Here is a 17,647-nt window from a genome sequence, read left to right as displayed (position 1 = left end):
AGCGGGCGGAAACGATGCTCGGATCGACTCACGGCACCCTCACCACCGACTCCCGACGGGCCCGGGCCATCGCCTGTGGCGAACGGTCCGGGCCCGTCGTGCACGGCAGGCCGGCCCAGCCGGACGACCTCGACGTCAGCGGGCGGCCGCTGCACACCGACACCCCCGACCTGGACCGCTTCTTCCGCCCCCACTCCGTCGCCGTGATCGGCGCCTCGGACACCGAGGGGCGCCCCCACACCGGCATCACCCGCCGCCTGGCCGACTGGGCGGAGCGCGTCGGCGCCCGGCTGTACCCGGTGCACCCCGCCCGGCCGTCCGTCTTCGGCATCCCCTGCTCCCCTTCCGTGGCCGACCTGCCCGAGCAGGTCGACCTGGCGGTGGTGCTGGTCGGCGACCCCCTTCCGGTGATCGAGGAACTGGCCGAGGCCAAGGCACGGTTCGCGGTCGTCTTCGCGTCCGGGTTCGCGGAGACCGGGCCGGAGGGCGAGGCCGCCCAGCGGCGGCTGGCCGCCGCCGTCGAGCGGTCCGGCCTGCGGCTGCTGGGGCCCAACACCAACCTCAACGCCTTCGAGCGGTTCCGTGAGGACCTGGACGGCCCGGCGATCGCGTTGATCACCCAGTCCGGCCACCAGGGCCGCCCCCTCTTCGCCCTCCAGGAACTCGGCATCCGCCTCTCCCACTGGGCGCCCACCGGCAACGAGGCCGACCTGGAGAGCGCCGACTTCCTCTCCTACTTCGCCGAGCAGCCCGAGGTCGGCGCCATCGCCTGCTATCTGGAAGGCCTCAAGGACGGCCGTTCCTTCCTGCTCGCCGCCGACCGGGCCGCCCGGCGCGGCGTACCGGTCGTCGCCGTCAAAGTGGGGCGTACCGAGACCGGGGCCCGCACGGCCGCCTCCCACACCGGCAAGCTGACCGGCGCGGACGCGGTGGTGGACGCGGCGCTCCGGCAGTATGGCGTGATCCGGGTCGACGGGCTCGACGAACTCCAGGACACGGCCGCCCTTCTGGCCCGGGCCCGCCCCCCGCGCGCCGACGGGGTCGTCGTCTACTCCATCTCCGGTGGCACGGGCGCGCACGTCGCCGACCTGGCGGCCGGGGCGGGACTGCGGCTGCCGGTGCTGTCCGAGGCCAAGCAGGCCGAGCTGCACCAGTGGATACCCGAGTACCTGAGCGTCGCCAACCCGGTCGACAACGGCGGCCACCCGGTCGGCGACCACCGCGGCCGGAAGATCATCGACGCGATCCTCGCCGACCCCGGCGTGGGCGTGCTGATCTGCCCGGTCACCGGCCCGTTCCCCCCGCTCAGCGACCGGCTCGTGCGCGACCTGGTGGACGCGGCCGAGCAGACCGACAAACTCGTCTGTGTGGTGTGGGGTTCACCGGTCGGCACCGAACCGGCCTACCGCGAGGTCCTGCTCGGATCGTCCCGCGTGGCCACCTTCCGCACGGTCGGCAACTGCCTCACCGCCGTGCGCGCCTACCTCGCCCACCACCGTTTCACGGCCGGCTACCGCTCCCCCTTCGACGAGGCCCCGCGCACCCCTTCGCCGTCCTACCGCAAGGCACAGGCCCTGATGCAGCCCGGCGGGCAGCTCAGCGAGCACGCGGCGAAGCAGCTGCTGCGGGCGTACGGCATCCGCGTACCGCGCGAGCAGCTGGTGACCAGCGCGGCGGCGGCCGTCCGCGCGGCCGGGCTGGTGGGCTACCCGGTGGTGATGAAGGCCTCCGGCGCCCGGATCGCCCACAAGACCGAGCTGGGCCTGGTGAAGATCGGGCTGACCTCGGCCAGCCAGGTCCGGGACGCCTACCGGGAGTTGACGGACATCGCCCGTTACGAGGACGTCTGCCTGGACGGCGTCCTGGTCTGCCAGATGATGGAGCCGGGCGTCGAGATGGTCGTCGGTGTCACGCACGACGACCTGTTCGGCCCGACCGTGACCGTCGGGCTCGGCGGCGTGCTCGTCGAGGTGCTGCGCGACACCGCCGTGGGAGTGCCGCCCTTCGGGGAGGAGCAGGCGCGGGACATGCTCGCCGGGCTGCGCGGGCGGGCCCTGCTCGGCGGGGTCCGAGGGCGGCCGGCGGCGGATCTGGACGCCCTGGTCGAGGTGGTGTTGCGGGTCCAGCGCATGGCACTGGAACTCGGCGACCAGCTCGCCGAACTGGACATCAACCCGCTGCTGGTCCTGCCCCGGGGGCAGGGTGCCGTGGCGCTGGACGCACTGGTGGTGTGCCGCTGATGACGGAGGCCGCTGTTCTGCGCACGACCGGCGACCATGTCCTCACCCTCACCCTGAACCGGCCCGAGAGCCTCAACGCCCTCACGGCCGGGCAGCGCGAGGAGATCATCCGGCTGCTGTCGGAGGCGTCCGCCACGGCGGATATACGCGCGGTCGTGATCACGGGCAGGGGGCGCGGCTTCTGTTCCGGGGCCGACCTGCGGGGCACCGGCCCGACCGGCGAACGCCTCCCGGGCGATGTCGCACGCACCCTCCGCACCGGCGCCCAGTGTCTGATCGCCGCCGTCCTCGACTGCGAGAAGCCGGTGATCGCGGCGGTGAACGGCACGGCGGCCGGCCTCGGCGCGCACCTCGCGTTCGCCTGCGATCTGGTCCTGGCGGCCGAATCGGCCCGCTTCATCGAGGTGTTCGTCCGGCGCGGTCTGGTCCCCGACGGCGGCGGCGCCTACCTCCTGCCCCGCCTCGTCGGCCCGCAGCGTGCGAAGGAGCTGATGTTCTTCGGGGACGCCCTCTCCGCCCCGGACGCCGAACGCCTCGGGCTGGTCAACCGGGTCGTCAGGGACGAGGAGCTGGAGAAGACGGCACGGGCGTGGGCCGAGCGGCTCGCCTGCGGCCCGACCCGCGCCCTGGCCCTGACCAAGCAGCTCGTCAACGCGTCGATGGACACCGACCGTACCGCCGCCTTCGCCGCCGAGGCCGCCGCGCAGGAGATCAACATGACGACGGCCGACGCGCAGGACGGTGTGCGGAGCTTCGTGGAGCGGCGGGGCGCGCGGTTCAGCGGCCGCTGACCCTTCCTATCTGACGATACGTCAGCTTCAATGACGGTTGTGATGGGACAAGCAGGGATGGCCGAAGCCGCCGTCCGCTACCTCAGGTCGAACCGCGCACCCGCCCGGGAGCATGTCGACGCGCTGCCGCGCCCCGAGCTGCGCTGTGTCGCCGAGGACGAGCGCGCCCCACTCGACCCGCGTGAGTTCCGCCGTGTCCTCGGCACCTTCGCGACGGGCGTGGCGATCATCACGGCACCACCCGCCACCGACGCCGACTCCCCGGCCGGCTTCGCCTGCCAGTCCTTCACGTCCCTCTCCCTCGCTCCGCCCCTGGTGGCCTTCATGGTCGGCCGTACGTCGACGACGTGGCCGCGTATCGCCCGGGCAGGGGTCTTCTGCGTGAACGTCCTGGGCGCCGGGCAGGGCGAGTTGTGCCGGGCGTTCGCGGTGAGCGGCGCGGACAAGTTCGCGGGCGTGGCCTACGACGCGGCGCCGGTGTCGGGTGCGCCGCGCCTGGCGGGCGCCGTGGCGTGGATCGACTGCGCCGTCCACGCCGTCCACACCGGCGGCGACCACCTCATCGTGGTCGGCAGGGTGACCGCCCTCGGCACGGAGGACACCGGAGACCCGCTGCTGTTCCACCGGGGGCGCTTCGCGCGGCCGGCGGACTGACGCCCGAGCGGGCCCCCGACCCGGTGGACCGTGGACACGCAGGACCGCGGAAGGCCGACAGTGAGCCGCGTGAGCACCGAAGACAGAGCGCAGGAACCACCCGAGCACGCCCGGTTCGCCGCCTATCTGGCCGAGCTGGAACAGGTCACCGGCGCGGATGAGATCGAGCTGGTCGGCGACGTCCTCACCGACCCGGACCGGACCATGGCCCAGGGCGCCGTGCTGCGGCATCTCGACCGCCGGGCCGCACAGCTGTGTGCCGGACCCGCCTGGGAGGGGTGGGCGCAGGCCATGGCCCGGGTGGTGATCCGGCACCCCTTCCTGGTCCGGCGCCTCCAGGAGTGGTCCCTGTGCCGAGCCGTCGCGCTCCGGCTGCCCTGGCGTCGGGACGACCTGCTCGTGTCGTCGTCCTGGCTCCAGCTCAGGATCGCGGCCGGATCGGACACCGAGGCCCTCGGGGTGCTCGCCGAGAGCGGCCGGACGAAGAGGATCCGGCACACCGCCCGGACCGGCCTCGCCCGGCGGGGCGGGCGGGGAACGCCCTGAAGCGGTGCCCCGGTTCAGCCCACCGCCACCGCGCCGTCCGCCCTCCGCCGGATCACCAGCGCCATCAACGCCGCCGCCGCGCACAGTGCCCCCGACGCGTACCACATCACGTCGTACGTGCCGAAGGTGTCGCGGGCGACGCCGCCCAGGAAGGCGACGGCGGCGGCGCCGATCTGGTGCGAGGCGAGGACCCAGCCGAACACGATCGCGCTGTCCTCGCCGTACTGCTCGCGGCACAGGGCCAGGGTCGGCGGGACGGTGGCGACCCAGTCGAGTCCGTAGAAGACGATGAAGAAGATCATCGGGGGGTGGACCGTCGGGCCGAGCAGGAGCGGGAGGAACACCAGGGACACGCCCCGCAGCGCGTAGTAGACCGCCAGCAGGCGGCGCGGCTCGAAGCGGTCCGTGAACCAGCCGGAGGCGATCGTGCCGACGACGTCGAAGACCCCGATGACCGCGAGCAGGGAGGCGGCGGCCTGGACGGGCATGTGGGCGTCGTGCGCCGCGGGGATGAAGTGGGTCTGGATCAGGCCGTTGGTGGAGGCGCCGCAGATGGCGAAGGTGCCGGCGAGCAGCCAGAACGGGCCGGTGCGCACGGCGGACAGCAGGACGGTCACGGCCCGGCGGGCAGCGCCGGGGACGGGCGGGGGCTTCGGCACGAACGCGGTGGCGCCGTACGGCTTCTGGCCCACGTCCGCCGGGTGGTCGTGCAGCAGGAGCCAGACGAACGGGACGACCGCGAGGGCGGCGAGGGCGACCGTCACCGCCGCCGGGCGCCAGTCGTACCGGTCGATGATCCAGGACAGCAGCGGCAGGAAGATCAGCTGGCCGGAGGCCGAGGCGGCGGTGAGGATGCCGCTGACCAGACCGCGCCGCTCGGTGAACCAGCGGTTGGTGACGGTCGCCGCGAAGGCCAGCGCCATGGAGCCGGAGCCGAGACCGACCAGCAGGCCCCAGCACAGCATCAGCTGCCAGGCCGCGGTCATCCACACGGTGAGCCAGGAGCCGGCCGCGATCACGGTCAGGGCGACCGCGACGACCCGGCGGATGCCGAAGCGGTCCATCAGGGCGGCGGCGAACGGGGCCGTCAGGCCGTAGAGCGCGAGATTCACCGAGACGGCGGCGCCGATGGTGCCGCGCGACCAGTCGAATTCGTCGTGCAACGGGTCGATGAGCAGGCCCGGCACGGAACGGAAGGCGGCGGCGCCGATGATCGTCACGAAGGTGACGGCGGCGACGAACCAGGCGCGGTGCACGCGCCCACGAGTCGGCTTCGGCGGCTGCCGGACGGCCGCCGCATCGGTTGTCTGGGTCACGACATAGAGCTTCCGATCTGCGGCTCGCTCCATCGAGTGGCCCGAAGGACAGCATTCGTTAGAATCGGGCCATGCGCCGTGAGCCGGAGTTCCGCCCGCACCGGGTCGTCGTCCTCGCCCTCGACGGCCTGCTCCCCTTCGAACTGGGCATCCCGCACCGCATCTTCGGCCGCCCGAGGGACGCCCGGGGGCGCCTGCTGTACGACGTCGTCACGTGCTCGATCCGCCCGCCCGGCCCGGTGCGGACCGACGCCGACTTCGCCATCCAGGTCGAGCACGGCCCGGAGATCCTGGCCACCGCCGACACCGTGATCGTCCCGGCGTCGTACGAGCTCGGACCGGTCTTCGAGCAGGGCGAGCTGACGGGCGAGCTGGCCGCCGCCCTCGCCCACATCCGCCCCGGCACCCGCCTCGCCTCGATCTGCACCGGCGTCTACGTGCTCGCCGCCGCCGGTCTCCTCGACGGCCGCCCCGCCACCACGCACTGGGCCGACGCCGACCGGTTCCAGCGGCTCTTCCCGCAGATCGAGGTCGACCCGGGTGTCCTGTTCATCGACGACGGCGACGTGCTGACCTCCGCGGGTGTCGCGGCCGGCATCGACCTGTGCCTGCACATGGTGCGCCGCGACCACGGCGCGGCGATCGCCAACGACGTGGCCCGCCGCACGGTCGTACCGCCGCACCGCGACGGCGGGCAGGCGCAGTACATCGCGCGGCCCGTGCCCGATCCGCAGCAGGCGTCCACCACCACCGCCCGCGCCTGGGCCCTGGGCCGCCTCCACGCGCCGATCCAACTGCGCGACATGGCCGCCCGGGAGTCCATGTCGGTCCGCACCTTCACCCGCCGCTTCCGCGAGGAGACCGGCGTCAGTCCCGGTCAGTGGCTCACCCGGCAGCGCGTGGAACGGGCCCGCCACCTCCTGGAGGCCACCGACCGCTCCGTGGACCAGGTGGCCCGGGACGCGGGCTTCGGCACGGCCCAGTCGATGCGCCAGCACCTCCAGACGGCCCTGGGCGTCACACCCACCGCCTACCGGCGGACGTTCCGGGCGCAGAACGACACGGCCGCCGCCCTCAGAAGGTGAGCACCGCCCGCGCCACCCGCCCCGCCTCCGCGTCCGCCGCGGCCTTCTCGAAGTCCTCCACGGGATAGGTCCGGGTGACCAGTTCGTCCAGCAGGAGGCGTCCCCGGCGGTACAGGCCGGCGTACAGGGCGATGTCCCGTTGCGGGCGGGAGGAGCCGTAGCGGCAGCCCAGGACGGACTTGTCGAGGTACAGCGAGGAGACGCGGAAGGACGCCTCGGCCGTGGCCGGGGGCACGCCGAGCAGGATGGCCTGGCCGTGCCGGTCCAGGGAGTCGATCGCCCGGCGGATCAGCTCCACGCGGCCGACGCACTCGAAGGCGTGGTCCGCGCCCGTGGGCAGGAGGTCGCGCACGCCCTCGGCCGAGGTGAGGAAGTCGGTCGCGCCGAACCGTCGGGCCATCTCCTCCTTCGCCGGGTTCGCGTCGACGGCCACGATCCGCCCGGCGCCCGCGAGCCGGGCCCCCTGGAGCACGTTCAGGCCGACACCGCCCGTCCCGATGACCAGGACGCTGTCGCCGCGGTCCACCCGCGCCCGGTTCAGTACGGCGCCCACCCCCGTCAGCACCCCGCACCCGATGAGCGCCGCCGACGTCAGCGGAATGTCGTCGGGGACGCGGACCGCCTGAACGGCCTTGACGACCGTGCGCTCGGCGAACGCCGAGTTGGACGCGAACTGGTACACCGGGGAGCCGGCGTGGCCGAACGGCCGGCCCGGGCGTCCGATGGCCTGCCGGCACATGGTCGGCCGGCCCCGGTCGCACTCCGCGCACGTGCCGCAGTTCGCCAGGGTGGACAGCGCCACGTGGTCCCCCGGCGCGACATGGGTGACGCCCCCGCCGACCGCCTCCACGACCCCGGCCCCCTCATGGCCCAGCACCACCGGAACGGGGAACGGAATGGTCCCGTCCATCACCGACAGATCGCTGTGGCACAGTCCGGCCGCCGCGATCGCGACCCGCACCTCGCCCGGCCCCGGCTCGCGCACCTCCAGGTCCGTCACGACCCGGACCCGCTTCCCGTCGAAGATCACGCCTCGCATCACACGGCCCCCTTGGGCTCCCTGGGCAGGCCGAGCACGCGCTCGGCGATGATCGTGCGCTGGATCTGGTCCGAGCCGCCGTAGATCGTGTCGGCCCGGGAGAACAGGAACAGGTGCTGTGCCGCGTCCAGTTCGTACGGTGACCGCGCCGACCAGTCGGACGGACCGACGCTCGCCGCGGCGCCCCGCACCCGCACCGCCAGCTCCCCGAGCCGCTGGTGCCAGCCGGCCCACAGCAGCTTGGCCACGCTCGGGGCGCCCGCGTCCCCGCAACCGCCCAGGGTGCGCAGGGCGTTCCAGCGCATCGTGCGCAGCTCGGCCCACTGCCGCACGAGCTGCTCCCGTACGACGGGGTCGCGCACCGCGCCCGACTCGACGGCCGCCCGCACCACACCGGCCAGTTCCTCGGCGAACCCGATCTGCTGGGCCAGCGTGGACACGCCCCGCTCGAAGCCGAGCAGGCTCATGGCGACGCGCCAGCCGTCGCCCTCGCCGCCGACGACGTGTTCCGCGTGCGCCCCGTCGAAGAAGACCTCGTTGAAGTCGCTGGTGCCCGTCAGCTGCCGGATGGGGCGGACCTCGATCCGGCCCGGCTGGTCCATGGGGACGAGCAGGAAGGTCAGCCCGTGGTGGCGCGCCGAGCCGGGTTCGGTCCTGGCCAGCACGAAACACCAGTCCGCCTCGTGCGCGAGTGACGTCCAGATCTTCTGCCCGGTGACGCGGTACGCGCCGCCGTCCGGCCCGCGCACGGCCGCGGTACGGATACCGGCCAGGTCCGATCCGGCGCCGGGTTCGCTGTACCCCTGGCACCACAGCTCCTCACCGCGTGCGATCGGCGGCAGGAACCGGGACTTCTGCTCCTCGCTGCCGTGCGCGAGGAGGGTGGGGGCGAGCAGGTTCTCCCCGATGTGCCCGGAGCGCGGGGGCGCGGCCGAGCGCGCGTACTCCTCGGCCCAGACGACCTGCTGGGTGAGGGTGGCTCTGCGGTTGCCGTAGCCGTCGCCGTTCCACCCGAGTCCGATCCATCCGGCCGCGCCCAGGGTGCGCTCCCAGGCGCGGCGGTCACTCGTGCCGTGGGCATGGGCGCCGAGCCAGGCCCGAGCCTCGGCACGGAAGTCCTCGTCGTCCGGCGTGAGTCCGAAATCCACGATCGCCGCCTCGCTGTCGATGTGTTCCTTCAGGGGCGCGGGGAACTGCGCGGACCACCACGACGAAGCCGCACCCGCCGAACCTCTCGAGCCCCCGAGCTACCGGGCGTTGGGCCGCGCTCCCTCGGCCGCCGCCCTCTCCATCCCCGCCACGCGCTCCAGCATCGGCATCGGATCCACTCCCACCGACCCGGGCAGACACTCCGCGATCCGTTCCGCGGTCCACCCGCCGGAGGCGTACGCGGCGCGCAGTTCCCTCGGCTGTGCCCACACCGCGATCTTCGCCCCGGCCACCGTGTACACCTGCCCGGTCACCCCCTGCCGGGCGGCGGCGTCGGACAGCAGGTACACCACCAGCGGGGCGACATCCTCCGGCTCCCCGATCTCGGCCAGTTCCATCGGCACCCCGGCCGACATCCGGGTCCGCGCGACCGGCGCCACCGCGTTGGCGGTCACCCCGTACTTGTGCATCCCGAGCGCGGCGCTGCGCACGAGCGAGATGATCCCGCCCTTGGCAGCGCTGTAGTTGGCCTGCGACACCGAGCCCTGGTGGTTGCCGCTGGTGAAGCCGATGAGCGTGCCGGAACGCTGTTTCCGCATCACCGCGGAGGCCGCCCGGAACACCGTGAACGTGCCCTTCAGATGGGTCGCGACGACGGGGTCCCATTCCTCCTCTGTCATGTTGAACAGCATCCGTTCGCGCAGGATCCCGGCCACGCACACGACACCGTCCAGCCGCCCGTACGACGCCAGCGCCACGTCGACGACGCGCTGCCCGCCCGCCATCGTGGAGATGTCGTCGGCGACGGCCACGGCCTCACCGCCCGCCGCCTCGATCTCCTTGACCACGGTGTCGGCGATCTCGCCGGCCGGTGAGGCGCCGTCGACGGAGACGCCGTAGTCGTTGACGACGACCTTCGCCCCCTCGGCCGCCGCCGCGAGGGCGACCGCCCGGCCGATGCCCCGCCCGGCACCCGTGACGGCGACCACCTTGCCCGCCAAGAAGTTCCCCACGCCCGGCCCCTTCCCGTCCCACGGTTTCTGACGGACCGTTAGAAACCCGATTACCGGATTCTACGACCCGTCAGATACGCGCGGGCAAGCCCCGGGGAGGACTCATGTCGCTGCCGGACGCGTTCCACGACATCGCCAAGCGCGTGAACAACTGGGGCCGTTGGGGGACCGACGACGAGATCGGCACGCTGAACCTGATCACCGACGAGGTGGTCAGGGAAGCCGCGGCGACCGTCCGCACCGGCCACCGCATCCCTCTCGCACTGCCCCTCCAGCGGGACGGCGTGCAGACGGGCATGATCCCCGGCCGTGTCGACCCCCTGCACGCCATGGTGCAGATCAACCAGGAGATCTTCGGCCCGGGCACGGTCGCGTGCAGCGACGACATGGTGACCATGGGGCTGCAGGCGGCCACCCACTGGGACGCCCTGCCCCACGCCTCGCACTCGGGCCGGCTCTACAACGGCCGCCCCGCCCACACCGTCACCCCGCACGGCGGCGCCGAGTTCAGCGGCATCGGCACGGTCCGGCACGTCGTCTCACGCGGGGTGCTGCTGGACGTCGCCCGGGCTCACGGCACGGACCGGCTCGACGGCGGACACGCGGTCACGCCCGAGGACCTGGACACGGCCGAGGAGTTGGCCGGCACACGGGTGCGCGCCGGTGACATCGTGCTGGTGCGGACCGGGCAGATCCGGAGCTGCCTGGCCGGGGACCGGCACGGCTACGCGTATCCGTCGCCGGGGCTGTCGATCCGCACGCCGGAGTGGTTCCACGCGCGGGACGTCGCCGCCGTCGCCAACGACACCCTCACCTTCGAGGTGTTCCCGCCCGAGGTGGAGAACCTCTGGCTGCCGGTGCACGCCCTCCACCTCGTGGAGATGGGCATGCCACAGGGCCAGAACTGGAATCTCGAAAAGTTGTCCACAGCCTGTGGAGAAGCGGGCCGGTACGTGTTCCTGCTGACGGCGACCCCCGAACCGTTCACCGGGGCGACCGGTTCCCCGGTGGCACCCGTGGCCGTTCTGTAGGCCCCGCACGGCCCGGGCCGCCACCCGCTGGGTGGCGGCGCCGCGCTGCTCGCCCCGAGCACGGCAGCGCGCGCCACCACCCGACTCCGGCGCTCCCGCCCCGACTTCCTGGCCCCGAAGGAAGCCGACGCCGAACAACGACTCGCACTCGACGAGGGCTGCCGTCCACCGAAGCCCTCGTCGTCCCCTCACGGCGAATCGCTGCCCACCAGCGTGAGCACGCGGTCACGACGGGTCAACACCCATTCGGCGAGATGTCGCTTATGCGGCCTTTGCCGTGGGCGCGCACGGAAGCACATCCCGGCGCATCACCGCACACCCTGACGGAATCGGCCGTCACCCTGCCTCCGTACCCCGCCCCCACAGCACAACCCCGCGGCATGTGCCGCCGCACACCACACGCCCGACGGGCCCGGACAGCGGAGTCCCGCCGCCCTAGACCGCCTCGTAGGCCAGCCCCTCGAACGACGCCCCGCCGCCGTACGCCACCGCGCCGCCCCCGCACGACGCCGACAGGTCACGGGATTTCGCGCACCGGTCCAGTTCGCACCAGATGCGCTTGCCGGTGGCCTCGACGCTCCAGCCCCAGCGGTCGGCGAGGCCGTCGACGAGAGCCAGGCCCCGGCCGCCCGTCGCCTCGTCACCGGCGCACCGGGGCACGGGAGCCCGGCCGCTGCGGTCCGCCACCTCCAGGCGGACCGTGACCTCCTCCGCCACCACGGGCGGCAGGGACAGGCGCAGGACGGCGGGGCGGCCGGTGTGCACCACGGCGTTGGTGACGAGCTCGGAGACGAGCAGGATCAGCGTCTCGGCGAGGGGCTCGTCGGCCTGTATGCCGGACCCGGCCAGGCGGGAGCGGGCCCACCGCCGGGCCCGCCCCACTTCTGCGGGGTCGGGCCGGATCTCCAGCTGCACTTGAAGCACCTGCACCGCTCACACCATCCGAACCGGCGGACACTTAGGCTCGCGCCTCACGAAGGCCACGATCGTAGCCATTTTCTGCATGGCCAGGACAACGGCCGGGACAAGGATCACAGAACGTGAATCCCTTGTGGGACAGCATGGTTGACGTACAGTCACGCCAACAAGCGCTTCGGGCATATTCCAGCGCGAAGGAGTACTCGTGCGGCATACTGTGCGACGCTCGCCGCGGGCAGTCGAACAGGCCGCGCCACTGGGTCTCACTGCGCTCGGAGCCACTCGCATTTGACACAAGGTACCGGAGCGGGCAATCGACTCCGGGCCGCAACGAGTCACACCGAGGACACAAGCCGATATCAACGCTCCGTGATTCCGGTATGCCACGATCCTTGACATCTCCGGGAGCGCGTACGGCGACGCCGCAGCCAGACGGCCCGTCAGGCCGCTCCGGGAGCCAGCGCGGCCGCGAGCAACTCCTCACTCTCCGTGACACCGCCCGCACGTTGGGTTCGAACCCATGCGCGTTTCAGATGCAGATGGACCTCGGACTCCCAGGTGAAGCCCATGCCGCCGTGCACCTGGAGACAGTCCCGGGCGCCGCGCACGGCGGCCTCGTCGGCGAGGAGCCGGGCCGCGGCGATGTCGGCCGGATCGGTGGTGACGGCGGCCGCGTACACGGCGGCGCGGGCCGTCTCCGTCCGGACCAAGATCCCCGCGCACAGGTGCGCCACCGCCTGGAAGGCCCCGATCGGCCGGCCGAACTGTTCGCGGGCCCGGGCGTGTTGCGCCGCCAGTTCGCAGACGCGGCCGGCCGTGCCGAGTTGCTCGGCGGCGGTGAGCAGGACCGCGACGGGGTCGGGGGCGGATCGCCGCGCGGGCAGGCGGTGCAGGGGGGTGAGCGGGTCGAGCGAGCGCAGCGGCACGGCTCCGGTGGCGTCCCCGCGGACGACGTCCGCCTGCGCCAGCCACTCCACCAGCCCTCCGTCCACGGCCGCCACCACCGTCTCCCCGGTGGCCGCACCGGGTACGGCACCGGCCGCGAGGTGGGTGGCGACGAGCGGACCGGGCAGCAGCGCCCGCCCCGCCTCCTCGAACGCCAACACCGCCTCCGGCAGACCGAGTCCGACCCCACCGTCCGCCTCCGGCACCCGCAGCGCGAAGAACCCGAGGTCACCGAGGGTCCGCCACACCTCCCGGTCGAGGCGCGGCGCCCCGGCGGCGGCACCCTCGCCGGCGCCCTCCAGCGCGGCCCGCAGCGCCTCCCCGCCGAAGCATCGTGCGAGCACCCCGCGCACCCCGTCCCGCAGGGCGCGCTGGTCGTCCGTGAGACGGAACCGCACGGCGCCTCACCGTCCCTTCGGCAGGCCGAGGACGCGCTCGGCGATGATGCTGTGCTGCACCTGCGAGGTGCCGGCCGCGATGGTGTACGACAGGGCGGACAGCCGGTCGAGGGTCCACGGCCGGTCCAGGTCGAGGCAGTCGGGGCCCAGCACCTCGGCGGCGGCGTCGTACAGCTCCTGGCGGGCGTGCGAGTAGCGGAGTTTGAACACCGAGCCGCCGGCGCCCGGTACCCCGCCCGACGCCTCCGCCGCGCTCACGTTCCACTGCGTGAGCCGCCACAGCGCCCGGAACTCGGCGTTGAGCCTGCCCAGCCGGCGCCTGAGGGCCGGGTCGTCCCAGCGGCCGTTCGTACGGGCCTCGACGGCCAGTTCGCCCAGCACCCGGCGGCAGGCGACGACCTCGCCGGCGAAGGCCGTGCCCCGTTCGAAGGAGAGCGTCACCATGGTCACGCGCCAGCCGTCGTTCTCGTCGCCGACCCGGTTCGCGACCGGCACCCGCACCTCGTCGAGGAACACCTCGGCGAACTCGGCCGACCCGGCGAGCGTGCGCAACGGCCGTACGGTGACGCCGGGCGCGTCCATGGGCAGGGCGAGCCAGGTGATGCCCCGGTGCCTGGGCGCCTCGGGGTCGGTGCGGACCAACAGCTCGCACCAGTCGGCGACTTCCGCGTGGGAGGTCCAGATCTTGGAGCCGGTCACCACGTAGGCGTCGCCGTCGCGCCGCGCGCGGGTGCGCAGGGCCGCGAGGTCGGAGCCCGCCTCCGGTTCGCTGAAGCCCTGGCACCAGACCTCCTCGCCGCGCAGGATCGGCGGCAGCCACCGCTCCCGCTGCTCCGGTGTGCCCTCCGCGGCGATGGTCGGTCCGGCGTGCAGGAGACCCACGAAGTTGGCGCCCACGTAGGGAGCTCCGGCCTTCTCGGTCTCCTCCAGGAAGATCAGGCGGACGCTCGGTGTGGCGCCCCAATGGACGTCGGCGTATCCGGCGTCGTGGAGCGTGCGCTGCCAGCCGAGGTCGTACGCCCGCCGCCCCGGCCAGTCGCCGGGCGACGGTCTGGGCGGGAGACCCGGGACCGTCTTCGCGAGCCAGTCCCGCAGCCGGGTCCGGAAGTCCTCCTCCTCGGGCGTGTACGACAGGTCCATCAGCGGTCGAGGTCCAGGTCCAGCATCCGGATGGCGTTGCCCCGCATCAGCTTGTAGACCGTCTCGTCGTCGAGGCCCCGCACATGGTCGAGGGCGACTTCCCTGGTGTGCGGGAAGGTCGAGTCGACATGCGGGTAGTCGGTCTCGAAGGTGGCGTTGTCCCGGCCGACGACGTCGATCGAGGCGACCCCGTGTTTGTCGCGGAAGAAGCAGCAGAACATCTGACGGTAGTAGTACGTCGACGGCGGCTCGGGGACGGTGTCGCGCACGCCGCCCCAGGCCCGGTGTTCCTCCCACACGTCGTCGGCGCGCTCCAGGGCGTACGGGATCCAGCCCATCTGCCCCTCGGAGTAGGCGAGTTTCAGGCGCGGGAACCGCACCAGCACCCCGCTGAAGAGGAAGTCCATCATCGAGGCCATCGCGTTGTTGAAGCTGAGCGAGGCCTGGACGGCGGGCGGGGCGTCCGGGGAGGCGGCCGGCATCTGCGAGGACGATCCGATGTGCATGTTGACGACCGTCCCGGTCTCCTCGCAGACGGCGAAGAACGGGTCCCAGTAGCCGGAGTGGATGGAGGGGAGCCCGAGGTGGGTGGGGATCTCGGAGAAGGTCACCGCCCGCACCCCGCGCGCGGCGTTGCGGCGGATCTCCGCGACCGCCAGGCCGACGTCCCACAGCGGGATCAGGCACAGCGGGATGAGCCGCCCGCCGCTGTCGCCGCACCACTCCTCGACCATCCAGTCGTTGTAGGCGCGCACGCAGGCGAGTGCGACCTCCTTGTCGTGCGCCTCGGCGAAGGTCTGCCCGCAGAACCGGGGGAAGCTGGGGAAGCACAGGCTCGCCTCGACGTGGTTGAGGTCCATGTCCTTCAGGCGTTCCTTCGGATCCCAGCAGCCGGGCCGCATCTGCGCGCGGGTGATGCCCTCCAGGGTCATCTCGTCCCGGTCGAAGCCGACGGCTGCGATGTTGCGCTTGTACGGGAACTTCAGGTCCTCGTAGACCCACCAGTCGGTGGGCGGGCCGTCCGGGTCCATGGTGATGCGGTACGTGCCGCCGATGTAGGCGAGTTCGCCGATCCCGGCGGTCAGCGCCCTGGGGCCGCGCTCGCGGTACCTGGCCGGCAGCCAGGTGTCGAAGAGGTGGGCGGGCTCGATCACGTGGTCGTCGACGCTGATGATGCGGGGCAGTTCGGTCGCCATGGGTCCCCTCCGCCGGACGGTACGTATCTGATGCAGCGTCAGCTAGCATCCCATCTGACGGTCCGTCAGCCAAGGAGCAGGGGGGCACCCGTGAACGAGACCGCGCACGCCCTGAGTTCGTCCGGCACGCTGTGGGAGCTGGTCGCCCGCCGCGCCGCCCTGACCCCCGGCCGGCCGCTCTTTCTCCAGGACGGCCGCACGCTCACCTTCGAGGCCCTGCGGGCGCGTGCCGAGCGGGTCGCGGCCGGGCTGTACGGCATGGGTGTGCGCCCCGGGACGGTGGTCGCCTGGCAGCTGCCCACCCGCGTCGAGACGGCCGTGCTGTCCTTCGCCCTGGCCCGACTCGGCGCCGTGCAGACCCCGGTGATCCCCTTCTACCGGGACCGGGAGGTCGGCTTCGCGCTGCGCGCGTCCGAGGCGGAGTTCTTCGCGGTGCCGGGCGTCTGGCGCGGCTTCGACCACGGGGAGATGGCCCGCCGGCTGGGCGCGAAGGGCGTCTTCGAGGCCTACGAGACCCTGCCCGACGGCGATCCGTCGCTCCTGCCTCCCCCGCCCTCCGACGGCACCGCCGTCCGCTGGATCTACTGGACGTCCGGCACGACGTCCGACCCCAAGGGCGTGCTGCACACGGACCGTTCGCTGCTCGCGGGCGGCTCCTGCCTGGCCCACGCGCTGCGGCCCACGGCGAACGACGTGGGTTCGATCGCCTTCCCGTACGCCCACATCGGCGGCCCCGACTACACGGTGATGCTGCTGCTGTACGGCTTCCCGGCGGTGCTGTTCGAGCAGTTCGCGCTGCCGGACGCGCTGGCGGCGTACCGCGCGCACGGGGTGACGATGGCGGGCGGGTCGACGGCGTTCTACTCGATGTTCCTGGCCGAGCAGCGCAAGCGGCCGGGGACGCCCGTGGTGCCCACCCTTCGGCTGCTGGCGGGCGGCGGGGCGCCCAAGCCACCGGAGCTGTACCACGCCGTGGTGCGGGAGATGGGCGTGCAGCTCACCCACGGATACGGCATGACCGAGGTGCCGATGATCACCATGGGGGCGCCGGACGACGACCCCGGACTCCTGGCGGCGACCGAGGGACGGCCGCCGGAGGGCATGGAGATCCGGATCGTGGACGGGGAGGTGCGGCTGCGCGGGGAGGCCGTGTGCCGTGGGTATCTGGACCCGGAGCAGACGGCGGAGGCCTTCGACGAGGAGGGGTTCCTGCGCACCGGCGATCTCGGGCACCTCACGCGGACCGGGCACCTGGTGCTCACCGGCCGCCTGAAGGACGTGATCATCCGCAAGGGCGAGAACATCTCGGCCCGGGAGATCGAGGACCTGCTGCTCCGGCATCCGGCGATCGGCGACGCGGCCGTGATCGGCCTGCCCGACACCGAACGCGGGGAGTTGGTGTGCGCGGTGGTGGAACAGCCACCGGGAGCCGCTTCCTTGACGCTCGCGGGCGTGACCGCGTTCCTGCGCACCGAGGGACTGTCGGTGCACAAGCTGCCCGAGCGGCTTGAGGTGGTGGACGCCCTCCCGCGGGGCGAGACCCTGCGGAAGGTGCTGAAGTACAAGCTGCGCGAGCGCTATGCGGACAGGTGAGGCCGCCTGGGCACGCGCCCCCGGGGCGGGCTATTCGGGCACGGTGAAGTAGCGGGCGAAGGCAGGGACGACCTCGGCCTCGCCGACCTTGCCGTCACCGTCCCCGTCGAGCGCGGCGGCGGCCGGTCGGGTGGCGTCCTCGGGGACGCCGAGACACTTCAGGACGCGTGCGGCCTCCTCGACCGTCGCGGCACCGTCACCGTCGGTGTCGGCGACGTCCAGGGCCGCGTGCAGGAAGGGGCGGGCGATCTCGGCGAACCGGTCGGGGTTGTCGCGCAGGCGCTTGACCGCGCCGTTGACGAACTCCTCGCGTGTGATGCGCTGGTCGCCGTCACGGTCCGCCATCCCGGCCATGCCCTGCCAGAAGGCCTCGGCACCGCCGTACAGGGCCTGCCCCTTGTCGGACCGGGCCGCCACGTCGAACTCCGTGAGCAGCGCCTTGACCGCTCCGTAGAAGTCCTCGCGGTCGATGTAGCCGTTGCCGTCCTGGTCGAAGGTGGCGAACCGGGCGGCGATCTTGCGCTCGTTCTCGCTGCTGACCATGTCTCTTTCGGGCCGCCTTACGTCGGATGGGGTGGGTCTCGGTCGGAGCG

16 protein-coding genes are annotated in these 17,647 nt (G+C 72.8%); 7 read left to right on the top strand and 9 right to left on the bottom strand.

The features are described from left to right. The first annotated feature begins 14 nt into the window (after nucleotides 1-14). The 4 genes from QNO09_RS22060 to QNO09_RS22045 all read left to right on the top strand — a co-directional run bounded on the left by QNO09_RS22060 (nucleotide 15) and on the right by QNO09_RS22045 (nucleotide 4,231). The gene (locus QNO09_RS22060) at nucleotides 15-2,240 is read left to right on the top strand and encodes an acetate--CoA ligase family protein (RefSeq protein ID WP_283971958.1); all 2,226 of its coding nucleotides are present in this window, start codon (nucleotides 15-17) and stop codon (nucleotides 2,238-2,240) included. Beyond that, on the top strand, nucleotides 2,240-3,031 hold the full coding sequence (locus QNO09_RS22055) for an enoyl-CoA hydratase/isomerase family protein (protein WP_283971957.1): 792 nt from the start codon (nucleotides 2,240-2,242) through the stop codon (nucleotides 3,029-3,031). Before QNO09_RS22060 ends, QNO09_RS22055 begins: the two co-directional genes overlap by 1 nt. 42 nt (nucleotides 3,032-3,073) lie before the next feature. Next, a complete protein-coding gene (locus QNO09_RS22050) occupies nucleotides 3,074-3,685 on the top strand; it encodes a flavin reductase family protein (RefSeq protein ID WP_283971956.1) in 612 nt (203 codons plus the stop codon). Nucleotides 3,686-3,754: 69 nt separating this feature from the next. Continuing rightward, nucleotides 3,755-4,231: a hypothetical protein gene (locus QNO09_RS22045; protein ID WP_283971955.1), complete on the top strand. Its 477-nt coding sequence runs from the start codon at nucleotides 3,755-3,757 to the stop codon at nucleotides 4,229-4,231. A 14-nt stretch (nucleotides 4,232-4,245) separates the two neighbouring features. Here QNO09_RS22045 and QNO09_RS22040 read toward each other — a convergent pair whose 3' ends face one another. Continuing rightward, nucleotides 4,246-5,547 (bottom strand): MFS transporter, encoded by a 1,302-nt coding sequence (locus tag QNO09_RS22040; protein WP_283971954.1) that lies wholly within the window; start codon nucleotides 5,545-5,547, stop codon nucleotides 4,246-4,248. A 71-nt stretch (nucleotides 5,548-5,618) separates the two neighbouring features. Between QNO09_RS22040 and QNO09_RS22035 the strand changes: the two genes are divergently transcribed. Further along, nucleotides 5,619-6,632, top strand: coding sequence for a GlxA family transcriptional regulator (locus tag QNO09_RS22035; protein WP_283971953.1), 1,014 nt, complete (start codon nucleotides 5,619-5,621; stop codon nucleotides 6,630-6,632). Here QNO09_RS22035 and QNO09_RS22030 read toward each other — a convergent pair. From QNO09_RS22030 to QNO09_RS22020, 3 genes are all read right to left on the bottom strand, one after another. After that, nucleotides 6,622-7,671 (bottom strand): alcohol dehydrogenase catalytic domain-containing protein, encoded by a 1,050-nt coding sequence (locus QNO09_RS22030; RefSeq protein WP_283971952.1) that lies wholly within the window; start codon nucleotides 7,669-7,671, stop codon nucleotides 6,622-6,624. The genes QNO09_RS22035 and QNO09_RS22030 overlap by 11 nt on opposite strands. Continuing rightward, the gene (locus QNO09_RS22025; RefSeq protein WP_283971951.1) at nucleotides 7,671-8,819 is read right to left on the bottom strand and encodes an acyl-CoA dehydrogenase family protein; all 1,149 of its coding nucleotides are present in this window, start codon (nucleotides 8,817-8,819) and stop codon (nucleotides 7,671-7,673) included. Before QNO09_RS22025 ends, QNO09_RS22030 begins: the two co-directional genes overlap by 1 nt. Nucleotides 8,820-8,918: 99 nt before the next feature. Next, complete coding sequence (locus tag QNO09_RS22020; RefSeq protein ID WP_283971950.1) at nucleotides 8,919-9,833, bottom strand: SDR family NAD(P)-dependent oxidoreductase; 915 nt, start codon at nucleotides 9,831-9,833, stop codon at nucleotides 8,919-8,921. A 104-nt stretch (nucleotides 9,834-9,937) separates the two neighbouring features. On the opposite strand from QNO09_RS22020, the gene QNO09_RS22015 reads away from it, so the two are divergent. Then, the gene (locus QNO09_RS22015) at nucleotides 9,938-10,864 is read left to right on the top strand and encodes a cyclase family protein (protein ID WP_283971949.1); all 927 of its coding nucleotides are present in this window, start codon (nucleotides 9,938-9,940) and stop codon (nucleotides 10,862-10,864) included. Between the two features lie 435 nt (nucleotides 10,865-11,299). Here QNO09_RS22015 and QNO09_RS22010 read toward each other — a convergent pair whose 3' ends face one another. From QNO09_RS22010 to QNO09_RS21995, 4 genes are all read right to left on the bottom strand, one after another. Continuing rightward, nucleotides 11,300-11,779, bottom strand: a complete 480-nt coding sequence (locus QNO09_RS22010) for an ATP-binding protein (protein WP_283972019.1) — start codon at nucleotides 11,777-11,779, stop codon at nucleotides 11,300-11,302. Nucleotides 11,780-12,222: 443 nt separating this feature from the next. Next, entirely contained in the window at nucleotides 12,223-13,125 is a 903-nt protein-coding gene (locus QNO09_RS22005) for an acyl-CoA dehydrogenase family protein (RefSeq protein WP_283971948.1), read from the bottom strand. A gap of 6 nt (nucleotides 13,126-13,131) precedes the next feature. Beyond that, a complete protein-coding gene (locus QNO09_RS22000; RefSeq protein ID WP_283971947.1) occupies nucleotides 13,132-14,265 on the bottom strand; it encodes an acyl-CoA dehydrogenase in 1,134 nt (377 codons plus the stop codon). Beyond that, a complete protein-coding gene (locus QNO09_RS21995; protein WP_283971946.1) occupies nucleotides 14,265-15,461 on the bottom strand; it encodes an amidohydrolase family protein in 1,197 nt (398 codons plus the stop codon). The genes QNO09_RS22000 and QNO09_RS21995 overlap by 1 nt, the downstream gene beginning before the upstream one ends. A gap of 90 nt (nucleotides 15,462-15,551) precedes the next feature. Here QNO09_RS21995 and QNO09_RS21990 point away from each other — a divergent pair, with 90 nt between their 5' ends. Continuing rightward, nucleotides 15,552-17,054: a class I adenylate-forming enzyme family protein gene (locus QNO09_RS21990; protein WP_283971945.1), complete on the top strand. Its 1,503-nt coding sequence runs from the start codon at nucleotides 15,552-15,554 to the stop codon at nucleotides 17,052-17,054. A 30-nt stretch (nucleotides 17,055-17,084) separates the two neighbouring features. Here QNO09_RS21990 and QNO09_RS21985 read toward each other — a convergent pair whose 3' ends face one another. Beyond that, nucleotides 17,085-17,597, bottom strand: coding sequence for an EF-hand domain-containing protein (locus tag QNO09_RS21985; protein ID WP_283971944.1), 513 nt, complete (start codon nucleotides 17,595-17,597; stop codon nucleotides 17,085-17,087). Nucleotides 17,598-17,647: the final 50 nt, after the last annotated feature.

The sequence above is a fragment of the Streptomyces sp. 378 genome, from assembly GCF_030124145.1.
Classification (GTDB): domain Bacteria; phylum Actinomycetota; class Actinomycetes; order Streptomycetales; family Streptomycetaceae; genus Streptomyces.
Note: the sequence above shows the minus strand (reverse complement) of the source record. Positions and strands in the feature narration are given on the sequence as shown.

What these genes read in the sequence shown, in the direction of transcription:
- QNO09_RS22035 (WP_283971953.1), top strand. Translation starts at nt 5,619, where the DNA reads ATGCGCCGTGAGCCGGAGTTCCGCCCGCACCGGGTCGTCGTCCTCGCC.
- QNO09_RS22015 (WP_283971949.1), top strand. Translation starts at nt 9,938, where the DNA reads ATGTCGCTGCCGGACGCGTTCCACGACATCGCCAAGCGCGTGAACAAC.
- QNO09_RS21995 (WP_283971946.1), bottom strand. Translation starts at nt 15,461, where the DNA reads ATGGCGACCGAACTGCCCCGCATCATCAGCGTCGACGACCACGTGATC.
- QNO09_RS22000 (WP_283971947.1), bottom strand. Translation starts at nt 14,265, where the DNA reads ATGGACCTGTCGTACACGCCCGAGGAGGAGGACTTCCGGACCCGGCTG.
- QNO09_RS21985 (WP_283971944.1), bottom strand. Translation starts at nt 17,597, where the DNA reads ATGGTCAGCAGCGAGAACGAGCGCAAGATCGCCGCCCGGTTCGCCACC.
- QNO09_RS22055 (WP_283971957.1), top strand. Translation starts at nt 2,240, where the DNA reads ATGACGGAGGCCGCTGTTCTGCGCACGACCGGCGACCATGTCCTCACC.
- QNO09_RS22050 (WP_283971956.1), top strand. Translation starts at nt 3,074, where the DNA reads ATGGGACAAGCAGGGATGGCCGAAGCCGCCGTCCGCTACCTCAGGTCG.
- QNO09_RS22060 (WP_283971958.1), top strand. Translation starts at nt 15, where the DNA reads ATGCTCGGATCGACTCACGGCACCCTCACCACCGACTCCCGACGGGCC.
- QNO09_RS22030 (WP_283971952.1), bottom strand. Translation starts at nt 7,671, where the DNA reads ATGCGAGGCGTGATCTTCGACGGGAAGCGGGTCCGGGTCGTGACGGAC.